Source organism: Gottfriedia sp. NPDC057948 (assembly GCF_042887255.1).
Taxonomy (GTDB): domain Bacteria; phylum Bacillota; class Bacilli; order Bacillales; family Bacillaceae_G; genus Gottfriedia.
The window spans coordinates 1-14,479 of sequence record NZ_JBHVPN010000001.1; the positions used below are offsets into that span (position 1 = coordinate 1).

A 14,479-nucleotide genomic window follows, 5' to 3' on the forward strand; every position below is an offset into this window, starting at 1 on the left:
ATGAAATTGCTCAAACATATTAACATTTAAAACCATTTAAAGATCAAAAAATGCTAATTTTATCATTATAAAATGTTCACTTAAAGTTCGTTTCCACTATTGACGATTTTATATTTCAACACTCTGAAAAAAGTTATCCTTTTAAGTAGGATAACTTTTTTTATGTTGTTGAAAAAAGAAGTTAGTAGCTAATTAAGAATTATCATATTTATTTCAAGTACAGGATATTATGAGGAAGTAATATTCGAAATCGAGTAACAATAGTGCCTCATGAGCTAGTTATGCGGAAATAATATTCGAATTCGAGCATTAATAGTGCTTCATGAACCGGTTTGAGGAAGTTATTTTCATAATCAAGTAATGATACTTACTCATGACCCTGTATGTTTACCAAGATTCAAATAAATCCCTACCGTTTAATGGCTGAACGGGACGGCTATTTGGAACAAAATAATTTTGATAAGTATGGATCTGCTCTTCAGAAAATTGTATAGATTTATTAAAGATAATCCATTTTATTCCTTCAGTACAAGGAGGAGTTGTAAAAGAGCCAGTGTATGAAAATTTTTTACTTGTATACGGAATAAAGGACTGCAAATTTATTTTTACAATCTTTCCCCCAAGATCTTCATCCATAGGATTTATATTTAGGATTTTTTGGAATTCTTTATTCAATGTTCCACTATCAACAAGTACCCCGATGGTAATAATAGATTTATTTTTATTCTCATTTATAAAATGAATCTCTAAATCACTTTGTTTCCCATTTATTGTATGCTCACTTGGGGTATGGAAATGAAATTGTAGTAATGTATAGTTTGTTCCATTTAAATTAATAGTGTTGGAGTGATTAACCGGAATGAATTTTACTGTGTACTGCGACCTTTCTATTTTAAAAAGATCATTATGGTAGTTTATACCTAAAGGTAGTGTTTTTTTAATAGCTTGATCAATATTAATTGGTGATTGCTGTTTTCCATTTGAACATAGTGCATATTTATTATTGATTGAACTCCAATATTTTGGTCCAGTTTTTCCTGTGTAAGACCAGTCTTCGTTTCTTGCAGCTGCAATTGTTGATTTATTTAGATGAACCTCATGCACGATCTGATTATTTGAACAGGATGAGAGTGTAAAACTGAATAGTATGATGAATAGAAAAAAATAGTTCATTATATACTTTCCTTCCTTGATATGTATGATAGGATACATTTTAGACAACGATGTTACGGAACAAACCTTTATTAAGGGGGAGAAGATGATGACACTAGAAGAAGTTATGAAATCATTAGAGGAAATGGGAACTGAGCAAACGAAAAAAACTTTTTTGCGTCATGGTGCCAAGGAACCATTATTTGGGGTTAAAATTGGTGATATGAAAAAGCTTGTTAAATATGTTAAAAAGGATCAGGAATTAGCATTATCACTTTTTCATACAGGAAATTCAGATGCGATGTATTTAGCGGGTTTGTCAATTAATCCGAAATTAATGACGAAAGAGCAGCTTCAAAATTGGGCGAAAGAAGCTCATTGGTATATGATTTCTGAAAGTATTGTAGGTGCTGTTGCAGCAGAAAGCCAGTATGCAATCGAATTAGCTAGAGAATGGCTGAAGTCAGATGATGAATTAATTGAAAATTGTGGATGGAGTACGTATAGTCATTATTTATCAGTTGCACCAGATGAAGAGATTGATAAGGAAGAAGTTCGTGAATTGCTTAATTATATTGAAAATAATATACATACTTCAAAAAATAGAGTTCGTTATACAATGAATGGGTTTGTAATTTCAGTAGGTAGTTTTGTTCCAAGTCTTACAGTTGAAGCAATGATGGTTGGACAAAAGATTGGAAAAGTCCACGTGGACGTAGGAGATACGGCTTGTAAGGTACCTTTAGCGACTGATTATATTGAAAAGGTCGAAGCTAGGGGAAAGCTTGGGGTTAAGAAAAAAACATGTATTTGTTAATTTGATCGGTCACTCAGTCTGAAAATCAGGTTTTTAGTACTTTGTTTACACACTGGAAACGGGAGATAACCATGATTTTGAAATCAAATAGACTATATATAAGAATGCTTAAAATGGATGACCTAGAGCTTTTACACAAGCTTCAATCTAATGTGAATGTAATGAGATACATAACAAATCGCCCAAAAACATTAGAAGAAACTGAAAATGAATTAAAAAAGATTCTTCAAATGGATAAGGAGAAAAACGCTGATTTTGAAGTGATGGCAGTTTGTAAAAATGAGACTAATCAATTGATTGGAACATGTGCAGTCATAAAAAATGAAGCGGATGAGTTTGAAATAGGCTACCGATTAGCTGAAGAAGAATGGGGAAATGGTTATGGCTCTGAGATTGCTAGTTTAATAGAAGATTATTGTTTTGGCATTAGAAAGTTAAATTTTATAATAGCTACCGTTGAAGCAAAAAACATAAATTCAGTAAAGATCCTTGAGAAAAAAGGATTTAATTTAATTTTAGAATCAATTAATGAAGAAAATGGTGAACTAACTAAATATTATCGTAAAGACCGTCATAATTATTAGAAACCATCAAATTATCTAAAAGGAGAATCTAATGGACGTTAATATCCATTTTGATGAATATCATTTTGTCTCTAGCATCATTATTACGCTAGTAAATTATATTACTCTTGGCATTTTACTATTTTGGATTTATAGAACAAATGATGTGAAACCAGAAGTTTGGAAGGCTATTATTGCAATTCTTATCGGTTTATTTGTCTTTAGTATTAATTTGAATTTTAATCAGTACCGTATTGAAATACCAATTTTACCACTTGGATTTTGGATATTAATGTGGATCTGTAAACGTAATGATAATCAGGAACGATGGGAAAAATATAGACGGTTTGCATGGGCTGGTTTTTTGATTAGGTTTTTCTTTTTATTTACAAGTTTATTGAAAATGCTGATTGACTCAGTTATTTATTCATAGTTAAAAGAATTTGTTTTCCACTCCAATAATTATTAAAATAAGATTAACGTGCATTTATTGGAGGAAAAGGATGAAACGAAAAACAATTCATAATGTACTTTCAGCTTTAACAATTTCAATTTTATTTACAGGATGCAGTAATCACCAAGTAGAAACGAATGATACGAAGAAACACGAAAATCATGCCGAACATGTTCAAACAAGTGATATTAGAGAACAAACAATTAATAAAGAAACTTTGCCGAAGTTTATAGGTGATAAAGAACAACAGATTCAACAAATTTATATGGTGGCAGCACAACAAGCTGATTTACTTAAAAATATTCCGTGTTATTGTGGTTGTGGTGAAAGTGTAGGTCATAAAAGTAATTTAGATTGCTTTATTCATGAAGTAAAAGAAGATGGTTCAATCGTGTGGGATAGCCATGCTACTTCATGTGTCAACTGTATGGAAATTGCAGTTGAATCAGCGAAATTACAGCAAGAAGGAAAAACGCCTTTAGAAATTCGAAAAGTCATTGATAATAAATACAAAGAAGGATATGCCAAGCCGACAAATACCCCTATGCCGACAGAACAGAGTTAGGATATAGGACAAAATTAAAAGTCAGACAGTTACTGAGTAATTCCGGTAACTGTCTGACTTTTTTATTTATAACGTTTATTCCTGCACTAAAGCTCGATCAATCTTCGTTATTTCTTCAAATAATGCTTGATGCTCTGTTTTATAAGGAGGAGTTGTTCCTAATTTTTTTTCGTTTAAAAAGGTAAATATTACGGCTGCTAAGCAAATTACCCAAAAAAGATATCCGATTAGAGTCATTAATTTTTCTCCTTTTGTATGCATTACTAATCAGTTCTTTATCATATGAGATATTCCTTTAAATTTTACAAATAATATTTTGACACATATGAACAATCACTCATATAATATATATAAAGAAAACATATGAATGATTGTTCATGTATTCATAGGAGGACAGTTATGATTGAAGAAAAGAAGAAAGTTGACGAAGTTTGTGAAGAAGCTTGTCAACAAACGGTTATGCACGAGGATATAATTCTTTCAGTAAAAGAAAACATGTTAAATATTGAAACACTGACAGGAGTAGCAGAACTTTTTAAAGTTCTTGGAGATAAGACGAGAACGAGAATATTACATGCCCTTAGTCAATCTGAGATGTGTGTATGTGACCTAGCTTATTTATTAGAAATGACTCAATCATCTATATCACATCAGTTACGTGTATTAAAACAGGCGCATTTAGTAAAAAATCGTAAAGAAGGTAAAGTAGTTTATTATTCGTTAGCAGATAATCATGTTACGCAAATTTTCAATCAAGCACTAGAGCATATTTTAGAGGATTAATATAGACGTTTTTTAAAGAGAGGAGTTGAGTTTGTTGAGTAGGGGGCAAAGGCAAGTAAATAGTGAATTAAAATTAGAAGGTCTTGATTGCGCTAATTGTGCAATGAAGATTGAAAAAGGGGTTTCCACACTTGAAGGCGTTGATGCATGTTCAGTAAATTTTGCAACATTAACGATGACAATTACAACGAGTGAGGAACAAAAAGAATCGGTTATCGAGAGCGCTAAAGATAAGATTCGTGTATTAGAACCGCATATTAATCCTGTTTCAAAAATAGATTCAAAACTTGGGCAAGAGAAGCAACAGGGAATGAATGCTGAAACAAAAAAACTTATTGTTAAATTAGGGAGCGGTACTGTTTTATTAATCTTAGCTCAATTACTTAATGTACCTATGCTCTTTCAATTGATTATTTTTATAGCTGCCTATTTAATAGCGGGTGCTGACGTTGTTCTAAAAGCGATTCGTAATATTTTTAAAGGGCAAGTGTTTGATGAGAATTTTTTAATGGGAGTAGCTACAATTGGTGCATTTATTATTGGAGAATACCCTGAAGCTGTTGCCGTAATGCTATTTTATCAGTTAGGTGAATTGTTCCAAAGCATTGCAGTAAATCGTTCACGGAATTCGATTTCGAAATTAATGGATATACGTCCCGATTATGCTAATTTAAAAAATGGTGACAAAACTGAACAAGTATCTCCTGAAAAGATTCAAATTGGTGATATGATCATCGTTAAACCTGGGGAAAGGGTTCCGTTAGACGGAATTGTAAAAAGTGGATTTTCAAGTGTTGATACTTCTGCATTAACAGGTGAGTCATTACCAAGAGAAATATTTGAGGGAGATGAAGTATTAAGTGGATTTATAAATGTTCAAGGTTTACTCGAAATCGAAGTCACGAAGGAGTTTAATGAATCGACAGTTTCAAAAATATTAGAACTTGTTCAAAATGCAACAAATAAAAAGGCTCCTACAGAAAATTTTATTACAAAATTTGCAAAGGTCTATACACCTATAGTTGTAATCACAGCAGCCATTATTGCAATCATCCCGCCAATTATTATTCCTGGTGAAACGCTATATGATTGGGTATATCGAGCATTAATTTTCCTAGTTATTTCATGTCCTTGTGCACTAGTTGTTTCAATTCCTTTAGGATTTTTTGGAGGAATCGGAGCGGCATCAAAATCAGGAGTATTAGTAAAAGGAAGTAATTATTTAGAAGCATTAAATGATTTGAAATATATTGTGTTTGATAAAACAGGAACATTGACGAAAGGGCAATTCCAAGTAAGCTCGATTATACCTACACGTAGTCATTCGAAAGAAGAGCTATTGGAATTAGCTGCTTATGGAGAGTTTTATTCTACTCATCCAATCGCATTATCAATTCGTCAAAAGTATGGTAAAGATATAGTTGAAGCAAAGCTATCTAACTATACTGAAATTGCCGGACATGGAATTAGCGTTACGATTAATGGAGATGCTCTGTTAGTAGGGAATTCAAGACTAATGGAAAGTCATTCAATTTTATATGAACCAACTAGAGAAGTAGGCACAACAGTTTATTTAGCAAAAAATAATCATTATATAGGATCAATTGTCATTGCAGATCAACTAAAAGATGATGCAAAAAAAGCGATACTTGAGCTTAAAAAAGTTGGAATTAAAAAGACTGTCATGTTAACCGGTGATTCTAACTTAGTTGCGAAAAGTATTGGTAAGGAATTAGCAATAGATGATATATATTCAGAGCTACTTCCACATCAAAAAGTAGAAAAGCTTGAATTGATTGAAAAGATAAAATCATCGAAAGAAAAGATTGCTTTTGTTGGGGACGGTATTAATGATGCACCAGTTTTAGCACAAGCAGATATAGGTATTGCAATGGGAGGAATTGGTTCCGATGCAGCGATCGAAGCTGCTGATGTTGTATTAATGTCGGATGAACCTTCAAAAATTGTAGATGCAATTAAAATCGCTAAACGTACAAGACAAATTGTATGGCAAAACATCTTTTTTGCTTTAGCAGTGAAAGGATTTTTCTTATTACTAGGTGTAATCGGAATCGCTACAATGTGGGAAGCAGTCATTTCAGATGTTGGAGTTACTGTATTGGCAGTATTGAATTCGATGAGAATACTTAGACAAAAATAAAGCTAAAAAACTCAGACTGCCCGAAAACGCTCGCTTTCTTCGTTGTTTCGCCTGTCTGCGGTGCTCATTACCGTCCAAGGTAACTCCGCTCCTCACCAGGCTTCGCGCCTCGAAAGACAAGCGCTTGCAATCAGTCTGATCATCAGGTTTTTAGAACTTTGTCTACACACTAACTCAGACTAAACGAAAATAGTCTGAGTTTTTTCTTCTTATTTAGGCAGAACGTTTTCTTTTTTTGATAAAAAGGAAGATAAAAATGACCAATCCAATCGATAAAATTCCATAAATAATACTTGAGTACACATCCATATACTCAACAATCTTTTCCCAGGATGCACCGACTGATGCACCAACTAAAACTAAAATTGTATTCCATATTAATGAGCCTAAAGTTGTAAATAACAAAAAGATCCAAAAATTCATACGTGCCATTCCAGCTGGGATAGAAATTAAACTACGAATTAATGGAATCAGTCTACAGAAAAAGACAGTCCAAACACCGTATTTTGAAAACCATTCGTCCGCTTTATGGACATCCTTTTTAGTTAAACGTAAAAAATACCCCCAGCGTTCTACGATTTTTTCTAACGTTTTTATATCTAGTAAAGTACCAATCCAAAAAAGTATGATTGCCCCAATTACTGATCCTAAAGTTGAAAAGAAAATAACACCTATTTTAGATAGTGAAGATTCTGTCGTCATGAACCCTCCAAACGTTAAAATTACTTCGGAAGGAATTGGAGGAAATATGTTTTCTAATGCAATTAATAAAAAGATACCTAAATAGCCAAATGTATCCATTGTTTCAATAATCCAGTTTTGCATGAAATTACCTCATGTTTGATATTTATTTTTAAGGAATAATTAGAAGTTTTTAATATTCCTTGTGAAAAAATATACTATGTAACTAGTGATTAGGCAAGTGATTGTGAAACTTGTTCCAAAAATATATTAAAAAACAATTAATAAAATGTGAATTTTAAGTCTGGTGAACAATGGATTAACAATGTAGGTAAGAATTTTTTTGAAGTCAGAGGATTTAGAGCAGTTGATATAGAATTAAAGTAGATTAATATAAAAGCAGAAATTAGATTTGGTTACAAAACTTCTCCTAAATCTGAAGAAATGTAATTAGCTAATTAGATTTAATGTCTTAGTAAAAAAGGAAGATGGACATGTTTAAAGTTCAAATTAGTGAGGATTTATCAATCAATTTATTAACACCGAAATATGCAGCAACATTAGTAGAAGCACTGAAGGAAAATCAAAACTCCTTAAAAGAATGGTTGATTTGGGCTGAAAATATTCCATTGATCGAGGATTATCAAAAATCGATTATACCTATGTGGTTACAAAAATTTGCAGATAATAATGGTTTTGAAACGGGCATCTTTTATAAAAATGAACTAGTAGGTATGGTAGGATTACATTATATAGATTGGTCGAATCAAACAACTGAAATAGGCTATTGGCTAAGTGAACATGTACAAGGTAAGGGAATAATGACTCGTGCTGTAGAAGGCTTAGTTTCATATTGTTATGATGAGCTTAATCTTAATCGAGTTGTGATTAGAGCAGCTGTTGAAAATGGTAAGAGTAGGGCAATTCCTGAACGTTTAAATTTTAAACAAGAAGGTATCCAAAGAGAAGCACAGCAAATTAGAGAAAAGTATTATGATATAGCTGTTTATAGTATGTTGAAAAAAGAATGGAAAATTTAAATGAATCAATTTGCGTTAGCTAAAAATGCTAACGCTTTTTTGTGCAGAAAGAAAGATGAAGGTTAACAACAGTTAATTTAACTTTATAAAAATTTATAAAAATATCACAATTTGTTCTAAATGCAAATCACTCATTGTGTTTATATAGAATACATGAGGTGAGTAATTTGAAAGTTGATTCGATCTGTGGAACTGAACAAACTCTTAATAATGTGAATGAAACATTGATACTTGCGAAAAGAGTAAGATTAAGACCAACTAAAGAACAAGAAACACAATTATGGAAATCAGTGGGAACTGCCAGATGGGCTTATAACTGGGCGTTTTCCAAACAAGAAGAAAGTTATAAAAACGGTGGGAAATTTATTTCTAATGGCATATTAAGAAAAGAATTAACTGTATTAAAACAAACTGATGAATTTTCGTGGTTGTATGGAGTATCGAATAATATTACAAAACAAGCTATAAAAGATCTTTGTAATGCGTATGAAAAGTTCTTTAAAGGATTAGCAGATAAACCACGATTCAAAAGTAAAAGAAAATCAAAACCATCCTTTTATAACGATAATGTGAAGTTGAAAGTAAAAGGAAAGAAAGTGTTGATTGAAAAAGTCGGTTGGGTTGTAGTTTCTGAATTAATATCAGATAAAAAATACTATAATCCCAGAATTAGTAATGATGGAAAATACTGGTATCTTTCTGTTGGAGTTGAAAAATCAAAACCAATAGTAGAACTGACAAAGGTCTCACTTGGTATAGATGTAGGGATAAAACAATTAGCCGTATGTTCAGACGGCATCAAGAAGAAAAATATTAACAAAACAATTACTGTTAAAAAGGCAGAGAAACGCCTACGTAGGTTACAACGTCAAATATCTCGTAAATATGAAATGAATAAGGAGGGAAACCGTTTCGTCAAAACAAGCAACATACTGAAAATCGAAAAGAAGATACAGCACCTCCATAGAAGGTTGACAAATATCAGACTAAATCATCTTCATCAATCCACGAGCGAGATCGTGAAAACCAAACCTTATCGCATCGTAATGGAAATTCTAAATATTAAAGGGATGATGAAGAATAGGCATCTTTCAAAATCAATTGCAAAGCAGTGTTTATTTAAATTCAAACGCCAAATTCAATATAAATGTGAAAAATATGGCATTGAATTTGTTGAAGCTGATAAATGGTTCCCATCTTCTAAAACGTGTTCAAGTTGTGGACATAAAAAAAATGATTTAAAACTATCAGACCGATTATTTAAATGTGAATACGGTCATGAAATAGATCGAGATTTAAACGCTGCGATCAACTTGTCACGATATAAATTAGTAATTTGACACCTATACGTCACTACTGATATGTAGGATTCGTTGTATCCGAATTTACGCCCTTGGAGTGTTATATCAAACGAAAGTAGCCTAACTAGGCAAAATCTGACACGTAGAAAAGGGAAATAAACGAAATCTATAAAAATAATAATTATTTATTGATTTTTATAAGTTTTTGGCAACGGAAGAAAATAATGACTTACCATACAATCCTATTCGATTTAGATGGTATACTGACAGGTCCAAGGGTAGGGATTTTGAACTCAGTAAAGTATGCATTACAGAAAATGAATCAATCTATTCCATTAGAATCACAGCTTTTAAAATTTATTAGACCTCCTATTCAGCGATCTTTTTCTGAAATTTGTCAATTTAATGAAGAAGAATTATTAAATGCAGTTCGTTTATATCGCGATTACTTTTCACAGAGTGGTATGATTGAAAATAATGTATATGATGGGATACGTGAACTTCTAAGCGATTTGCAAAAAGAGAAAAAAAGATTATATGTAGCAACTTCAAAACCAACTATTTTCGCAAGGAAAATAGTGAGCCATTTCCAACTCGATGAGTTCTTTCTTCAAGTTGTTGGAAGTGAACTAGACGGCACAAGAATCGATAAAGGCGAGATTATTGAGTATATTTTTGAAAAGAATAATGAAATTTCTAAGGAAGATTCCGTAATGGTTGGGGATCGATTTCACGATATAAAAGGTGCAAAAATCGCTAATATTGATTCAATTGGAATAACTTACGGATATGGAACTGAATTGGAATTAACTAATGCAGGAGCGAATGCAATTATTAATAGTGTAGATCAACTGAAAAAAATGTTATTAAACGAGAGAAAAATCATGGTCTACTAATGAAGGAGGAGTTTGATTGCAGAGCGGAAAAATACATTATGCTTGGATTATTTTAATTGTTACTTTCTTATCCGTCATTATTGCTGCAGTAACAAATACGATGTCTGGAGTGATGATGATTCCTTTTGAAAAGGAATTTGGTTGGAGTAGAGCATCAATTTCTGGTGCGTTTGCAATTTGTATAACTCTTGTTGGATTCTCTGGTCCTTTTATTGCTGGCTTATATCAAAAGTTTAGTGTACGAAAAGTATTGTTAGTAGGTATGGGAACATTATTAGCTGCAATTTTACTAACAACCATTATGACACGAATTTGGCATTTATTTATCATTTGGGGAATCATTATTGGATTAAGTGCAGGGGCATTTTTGACGGTTTTAAATGCGTATGTTGCAACTACCTGGTTTGAAAAAAAGCGTGGTTTAGCACTAGGGCTTTTAACCTCTAGTTCAGCAGCCGGTCAACTTGTTTTCTTACCGCTTATGGCATATATCGTTGAACTTTATTCATGGAGAAATGCCGTTTTAACCATATTTTCTTTTGGTGTTTTCATTTATGTATTACTTTGGATTTTTATGAAGAATGATCCAGCAGACGTTGGGGTTTTACCTTTAGGGGCTGAAAAAAGTAATAAGAAGCAAGCGAACAATGTAAATCCAGTGAAGGCAGCTTTTGATGGGTTAAAATTAGGTGCTAAATCAAAAGTTTTTTGGTTATTAGCGGCAAGCTTCTTCGTTTGTGGCTTTTCAACTAGTGGTTTGATTGGGACCCATTTTATCTCACTTTGTATCGATTATGGATATAAAGAGGTGACGGCTGCTAGTATTTTAGCATTCATGGGAATATTTAATATTATCGGAACGACTTTATCCGGATATATTTCTGATCGCTTTGATAATCGTTGGTTGTTATTTTGGTATTATGGTTTAAGAGGATTATCACTACTTATTCTACCTTTTGCTTTATCTACTAATTCAATCATTTATTTAAGTGCTTTTGCCATATTCTATGGGATGGATTGGATTGCTACAGTTCCGCCAACTATTAAACTAGCGACGGACCATTTTGGTAAAGAGAAGGTAGGGGTAATCTATGGATGGATTTATACTGCCCATCAATTAGGTGCTGGAGCAGCAGCATATGGTGGAGGTTTAGTTTATTCTTGGTTAAATGCCTACCAATCAATCTTTATTGCAGCAGGTATCTTTTGTTTAGTCGCTACTTTATTTGTCCTTAATATTAAAAAAAGAGCGGTATTAAATCAAAATCTTTCTGCGTAGAAGGAAAATTAATAAAAAAATAATTTAATAATTGAGGTAGTATGGATGACCTATCTTTATAAAATAACAAAAGAAAAATATAGAATAATGCGCGAGAAAAATTGTTTTTGGGAAGGTAAAATCCGTAAAATTTGTGAGTTAGAAAAGATCGATTATGAGAAGCTTACTCGATTTTCGTACGGTGGAAATATTGTTTTTAGTATAGATGGTGAAATTGTCATTAAATTATATCCTCCTTATGTGAATGACGAGTTCATAAAAGAGAAACAGGTTCTTGAGTTTTTAAACGGCCGAACTCTATCTGTAGATATTCCTAAATTAATTTCAACTGGTCAATTTGAGGGCTGGAGCTATTTAGTCATGAGTGAACTAAAAGGGACTCTTTTAATTGATGTCTTTGATGAACTGAATTTTGAGGAGAAAAAGCAAATTGCGTTTGATTTAGGAAAAATAATAAGAGAAATCCATGACGCAACGATCTCAACAAAACAAGATGATTATGATCATTGGAAGCAATTTATGACAAATCAAATAGAGCAAGTAGAGAATCATCATAAAAACAACGGAATGAATAATGAATTATTTACACAATTAACAAGCTATGTAGAAGATAAAACATTACAAGGAAAAGAACAAATCGTATTATTAACCGGAGAATACACACCATTTAATTTAATCATGAATAAAACTAATGGCATGTGGAGGTTTACTGGTTTAATTGATTTCGCTGATTGCTTTGTAGGAAACTCAAAATATGATTTGCTTGGGCCAATAGCGTTTATGTTTTATCCATTTGAAGGACTAAATAAAATTTTTCTAGAGAGCTATGGCTATACGAAATTAAATGAGGGCTTACAAAAAGAATTAATGACTTATTTATTACTACATCGTTTTAGTAATATTAGTTTCTATCAAGAAAAGTCTGAAGTAGCTAAGAAAGCTACTACGTTAAAAGAATTAGAAAATATATTTTTTAATTTTAAGTAATTAACAATAAAAAGTGCATCGAGAATGGCCTATAATAGTCAATTTCGATGCACTTTTTGTATTTAATTTAAAGCAATTAAAAATGGATATAATTCAGCAGTCATTACATTCTTTTTAACAACTGGATCATTTTGCATGATTTCTTCCGCATGTTGTATGCTTTCTGTTTTTAAGATGACAATACCAAATTCAGCTTGTTCGGTTCTTCCTGCTAAAGATACAGTCTTTTCTTTATTTAAGTTTTGTAGATAATGGAAATGCTCTGAGACAATATTTCGTTCTTCTTCCGTTGAATCATGTAAAAAAGTTGATCGAACTGGTTTTAAAACATAAATAAAGTTTTCCACTTAAGCCACATCCTATCGATTATAATAATTATACTATAGCACGTAATCACTAATTGTAAGGGGGATTATTATGCAGGAAATCATTATAGAAAAACTAAAACAAATTGAAGTCGAACATGACGTAAAAATACTATTTGCAGTTGAGTCCGGTAGTAGAGCGTGGGGATTTCCATCTAAAGACAGTGATTATGATGTGCGTTTTGTCTATGTTCATCGCAAAGATTGGTATTTAAGCATTGACCAAAAACGTGATGTAATTGAGTACCCAATCAATGATTTACTCGACTTTAGTGGGTGGGACATAAAAAAGGCACTTAATCTTTTTGCAAAATCAAACCCGGCCCTATTAGAATGGTTAAGTTCTCCTATTGTTTATCATGATGATTTAACGATTTCAGTAGAATTAAGAAAAATCGGTAATGAAATTCTTTCTAAAAAGGCATGTATTTACCATTATCTCCATATGGCCAAAGGAAATTACCGTGATTATTTGCAAGGTGAAGAAGTCAAGATTAAAAAGTATTTTTATGTATTAAGACCAATTTTAGCTTGTATATGGATTCAAAAATATAATGAAATTCCTCCAATTTTGTTTGATGAACTTTTAGAGATAGAAGGGTTAGATCAGGAATTTTTAGTAGAAGTAGACCAGTTATTAACCCGAAAAAAGCAAGGTGAAGAATTAGATTTAGAGCCTAGAAAAAAAGTATTAAATGATTTTATTGAAAATAACATTCAGTTTTTTGAAGAGTATGTTAAGGGAATTACTGAATCAAACAAGGTGAATACTGAGAACTTAAACGAACTATTTCGAACTTCAATTGAACATTCATGGGAAAAATAGAATAGACTACACACTTTTTGGGAAAAATTTCTTTGTATGTTAACAAAGAAATTGGAGTGTGAATGAAGTTGGCAAATTTAGAAAGTCTTTTAAATCAACAATTGGCGAATTGGAATGTGTTATATGTAAAATTACATAACTATCATTGGTATGTAAAAGGACCGAATTTCTTTACTCTACATGAAAAATTTGAATTGTATTATGACGATGCGAAAGTAATGGTAGACGATTTAGGAGAACGTATTTTAACAATTGGTGCAAAACCAATTGCTACACTTCGTGAATACTTAGAAACGGCTACGATTAAAGAAGGTAATCATACGTTTTCTGCAGAAGAAATGGTATCTGATCTAATTAAAGACTATGAAAAAGTTGTACAAGAATCACGTGATGTAATCTCAATTGCAGAAGAAAGTGATGATCAAGAAACAGCGGACTTATTTCTAGGTAAGATTGCTGAGATTGAAAAGATGCTTTGGATGTTAAAGTCATTTCTTGGTAAATGAATAAATATTAAAAAAGGTGGATTAACCTATCATTATATATGATTGGTTAGTTCATCTTTTTTTATTTTACTCCTTTTTTTCATCTTATTGACTAGTATAAAAC

General features: G+C 31.9%; 17 protein-coding genes. 13 read left to right on the plus strand and 4 right to left on the minus strand.

Annotated elements, in window-relative coordinates:
* Nucleotides 1–387: 387 nt before the first annotated feature.
* Nucleotides 388–1,173 carry a carbonic anhydrase gene (locus ACFVRR_RS00005; protein WP_387323356.1) on the minus strand — a complete coding sequence of 262 codons (786 nt, stop codon included), beginning with the start codon at nt 1,171–1,173 and terminating at the stop codon, nt 388–390.
* An 88-nt stretch (nt 1,174–1,261) separates the two neighbouring features.
* Between ACFVRR_RS00005 and ACFVRR_RS00010 the strand changes: the two genes are divergently transcribed.
* From ACFVRR_RS00010 to ACFVRR_RS00025, 4 genes are all read left to right on the plus strand, one after another.
* Nucleotides 1,262–1,969, plus strand: coding sequence for a DNA alkylation repair protein (locus tag ACFVRR_RS00010; protein ID WP_387323359.1), 708 nt, complete (start codon nt 1,262–1,264; stop codon nt 1,967–1,969).
* A 71-nt stretch (nt 1,970–2,040) separates the two neighbouring features.
* Entirely contained in the window at nt 2,041–2,553 is a 513-nt protein-coding gene (locus ACFVRR_RS00015) for a GNAT family N-acetyltransferase (protein ID WP_387323362.1), read from the plus strand.
* 31 nt (nt 2,554–2,584) lie between these two features.
* On the plus strand, nt 2,585–2,965 hold the full coding sequence (locus ACFVRR_RS00020) for a hypothetical protein (RefSeq protein ID WP_387323365.1): 381 nt from the start codon (nt 2,585–2,587) through the stop codon (nt 2,963–2,965).
* Nucleotides 2,966–3,035: 70 nt separating this feature from the next.
* On the plus strand, nt 3,036–3,551 hold the full coding sequence (locus tag ACFVRR_RS00025; protein ID WP_387323368.1) for a PCYCGC motif-containing (lipo)protein: 516 nt from the start codon (nt 3,036–3,038) through the stop codon (nt 3,549–3,551).
* A gap of 75 nt (nt 3,552–3,626) precedes the next feature.
* Here the strand turns inward: ACFVRR_RS00025 and ACFVRR_RS00030 are convergent, their stop codons facing one another.
* Nucleotides 3,627–3,788: a hypothetical protein gene (locus ACFVRR_RS00030; RefSeq protein ID WP_387323371.1), complete on the minus strand. Its 162-nt coding sequence runs from the start codon at nt 3,786–3,788 to the stop codon at nt 3,627–3,629.
* A gap of 162 nt (nt 3,789–3,950) precedes the next feature.
* On the opposite strand from ACFVRR_RS00030, the gene ACFVRR_RS00035 reads away from it, so the two are divergent.
* Together ACFVRR_RS00035 and ACFVRR_RS00040 are read left to right on the plus strand one after the other, a co-directional pair.
* Nucleotides 3,951–4,334, plus strand: coding sequence for an ArsR/SmtB family transcription factor (locus tag ACFVRR_RS00035; protein WP_097973834.1), 384 nt, complete (start codon nt 3,951–3,953; stop codon nt 4,332–4,334).
* Between the two features lie 34 nt (nt 4,335–4,368).
* Nucleotides 4,369–6,495 (plus strand): heavy metal translocating P-type ATPase, encoded by a 2,127-nt coding sequence (locus ACFVRR_RS00040; RefSeq protein ID WP_387323375.1) that lies wholly within the window; start codon nt 4,369–4,371, stop codon nt 6,493–6,495.
* Nucleotides 6,496–6,708: 213 nt separating this feature from the next.
* Here ACFVRR_RS00040 and ACFVRR_RS00045 read toward each other — a convergent pair whose 3' ends face one another.
* Nucleotides 6,709–7,320 (minus strand): DedA family protein, encoded by a 612-nt coding sequence (locus ACFVRR_RS00045; RefSeq protein WP_387323377.1) that lies wholly within the window; start codon nt 7,318–7,320, stop codon nt 6,709–6,711.
* A 350-nt stretch (nt 7,321–7,670) separates the two neighbouring features.
* Here ACFVRR_RS00045 and ACFVRR_RS00050 point away from each other — a divergent pair, with 350 nt between their 5' ends.
* From ACFVRR_RS00050 to ACFVRR_RS00070, 5 genes are all read left to right on the plus strand, one after another.
* Nucleotides 7,671–8,216: a GNAT family N-acetyltransferase gene (locus tag ACFVRR_RS00050; RefSeq protein WP_387323380.1), complete on the plus strand. Its 546-nt coding sequence runs from the start codon at nt 7,671–7,673 to the stop codon at nt 8,214–8,216.
* A 224-nt stretch (nt 8,217–8,440) separates the two neighbouring features.
* The gene (locus ACFVRR_RS00055; protein WP_387324874.1) at nt 8,441–9,556 is read left to right on the plus strand and encodes an RNA-guided endonuclease InsQ/TnpB family protein; all 1,116 of its coding nucleotides are present in this window, start codon (nt 8,441–8,443) and stop codon (nt 9,554–9,556) included.
* A gap of 185 nt (nt 9,557–9,741) precedes the next feature.
* Nucleotides 9,742–10,413, plus strand: coding sequence for an HAD hydrolase-like protein (locus tag ACFVRR_RS00060; protein ID WP_387323383.1), 672 nt, complete (start codon nt 9,742–9,744; stop codon nt 10,411–10,413).
* Between the two features lie 16 nt (nt 10,414–10,429).
* On the plus strand, nt 10,430–11,692 hold the full coding sequence (locus ACFVRR_RS00065) for an MFS transporter (protein ID WP_387323387.1): 1,263 nt from the start codon (nt 10,430–10,432) through the stop codon (nt 11,690–11,692).
* Between the two features lie 45 nt (nt 11,693–11,737).
* Nucleotides 11,738–12,679 carry an aminoglycoside phosphotransferase family protein gene (locus ACFVRR_RS00070; RefSeq protein ID WP_387323390.1) on the plus strand — a complete coding sequence of 314 codons (942 nt, stop codon included), beginning with the start codon at nt 11,738–11,740 and terminating at the stop codon, nt 12,677–12,679.
* A gap of 62 nt (nt 12,680–12,741) precedes the next feature.
* Here the strand turns inward: ACFVRR_RS00070 and ACFVRR_RS00075 are convergent, their stop codons facing one another.
* Nucleotides 12,742–13,026, minus strand: coding sequence for a YciI family protein (locus tag ACFVRR_RS00075; RefSeq protein ID WP_387323393.1), 285 nt, complete (start codon nt 13,024–13,026; stop codon nt 12,742–12,744).
* Nucleotides 13,027–13,096: 70 nt separating this feature from the next.
* Here ACFVRR_RS00075 and ACFVRR_RS00080 point away from each other — a divergent pair, with 70 nt between their 5' ends.
* Nucleotides 13,097–13,870: a nucleotidyltransferase domain-containing protein gene (locus ACFVRR_RS00080; RefSeq protein WP_387323396.1), complete on the plus strand. Its 774-nt coding sequence runs from the start codon at nt 13,097–13,099 to the stop codon at nt 13,868–13,870.
* A 62-nt stretch (nt 13,871–13,932) separates the two neighbouring features.
* Entirely contained in the window at nt 13,933–14,376 is a 444-nt protein-coding gene (locus ACFVRR_RS00085) for a Dps family protein (protein ID WP_069033875.1), read from the plus strand.
* Nucleotides 14,377–14,479 lie beyond the last annotated feature (103 nt).

What these genes read in the sequence shown, in the direction of transcription:
- ACFVRR_RS00035 (WP_097973834.1), top strand. Translation starts at nt 3,951, where the DNA reads ATGATTGAAGAAAAGAAGAAAGTTGACGAAGTTTGTGAAGAAGCTTGT.
- ACFVRR_RS00025 (WP_387323368.1), top strand. Translation starts at nt 3,036, where the DNA reads ATGAAACGAAAAACAATTCATAATGTACTTTCAGCTTTAACAATTTCA.
- ACFVRR_RS00020 (WP_387323365.1), top strand. Translation starts at nt 2,585, where the DNA reads ATGGACGTTAATATCCATTTTGATGAATATCATTTTGTCTCTAGCATC.
- ACFVRR_RS00005 (WP_387323356.1), bottom strand. Translation starts at nt 1,173, where the DNA reads ATGAACTATTTTTTTCTATTCATCATACTATTCAGTTTTACACTCTCA.
- ACFVRR_RS00030 (WP_387323371.1), bottom strand. Translation starts at nt 3,788, where the DNA reads ATGACTCTAATCGGATATCTTTTTTGGGTAATTTGCTTAGCAGCCGTA.
- ACFVRR_RS00015 (WP_387323362.1), top strand. Translation starts at nt 2,041, where the DNA reads ATGATTTTGAAATCAAATAGACTATATATAAGAATGCTTAAAATGGAT.
- ACFVRR_RS00060 (WP_387323383.1), top strand. Translation starts at nt 9,742, where the DNA reads ATGACTTACCATACAATCCTATTCGATTTAGATGGTATACTGACAGGT.
- ACFVRR_RS00070 (WP_387323390.1), top strand. Translation starts at nt 11,738, where the DNA reads ATGACCTATCTTTATAAAATAACAAAAGAAAAATATAGAATAATGCGC.
- ACFVRR_RS00045 (WP_387323377.1), bottom strand. Translation starts at nt 7,320, where the DNA reads ATGCAAAACTGGATTATTGAAACAATGGATACATTTGGCTATTTAGGT.
- ACFVRR_RS00010 (WP_387323359.1), top strand. Translation starts at nt 1,262, where the DNA reads ATGACACTAGAAGAAGTTATGAAATCATTAGAGGAAATGGGAACTGAG.
- ACFVRR_RS00085 (WP_069033875.1), top strand. Translation starts at nt 13,933, where the DNA reads ATGAAGTTGGCAAATTTAGAAAGTCTTTTAAATCAACAATTGGCGAAT.
- ACFVRR_RS00050 (WP_387323380.1), top strand. Translation starts at nt 7,671, where the DNA reads ATGTTTAAAGTTCAAATTAGTGAGGATTTATCAATCAATTTATTAACA.
- ACFVRR_RS00080 (WP_387323396.1), top strand. Translation starts at nt 13,097, where the DNA reads ATGCAGGAAATCATTATAGAAAAACTAAAACAAATTGAAGTCGAACAT.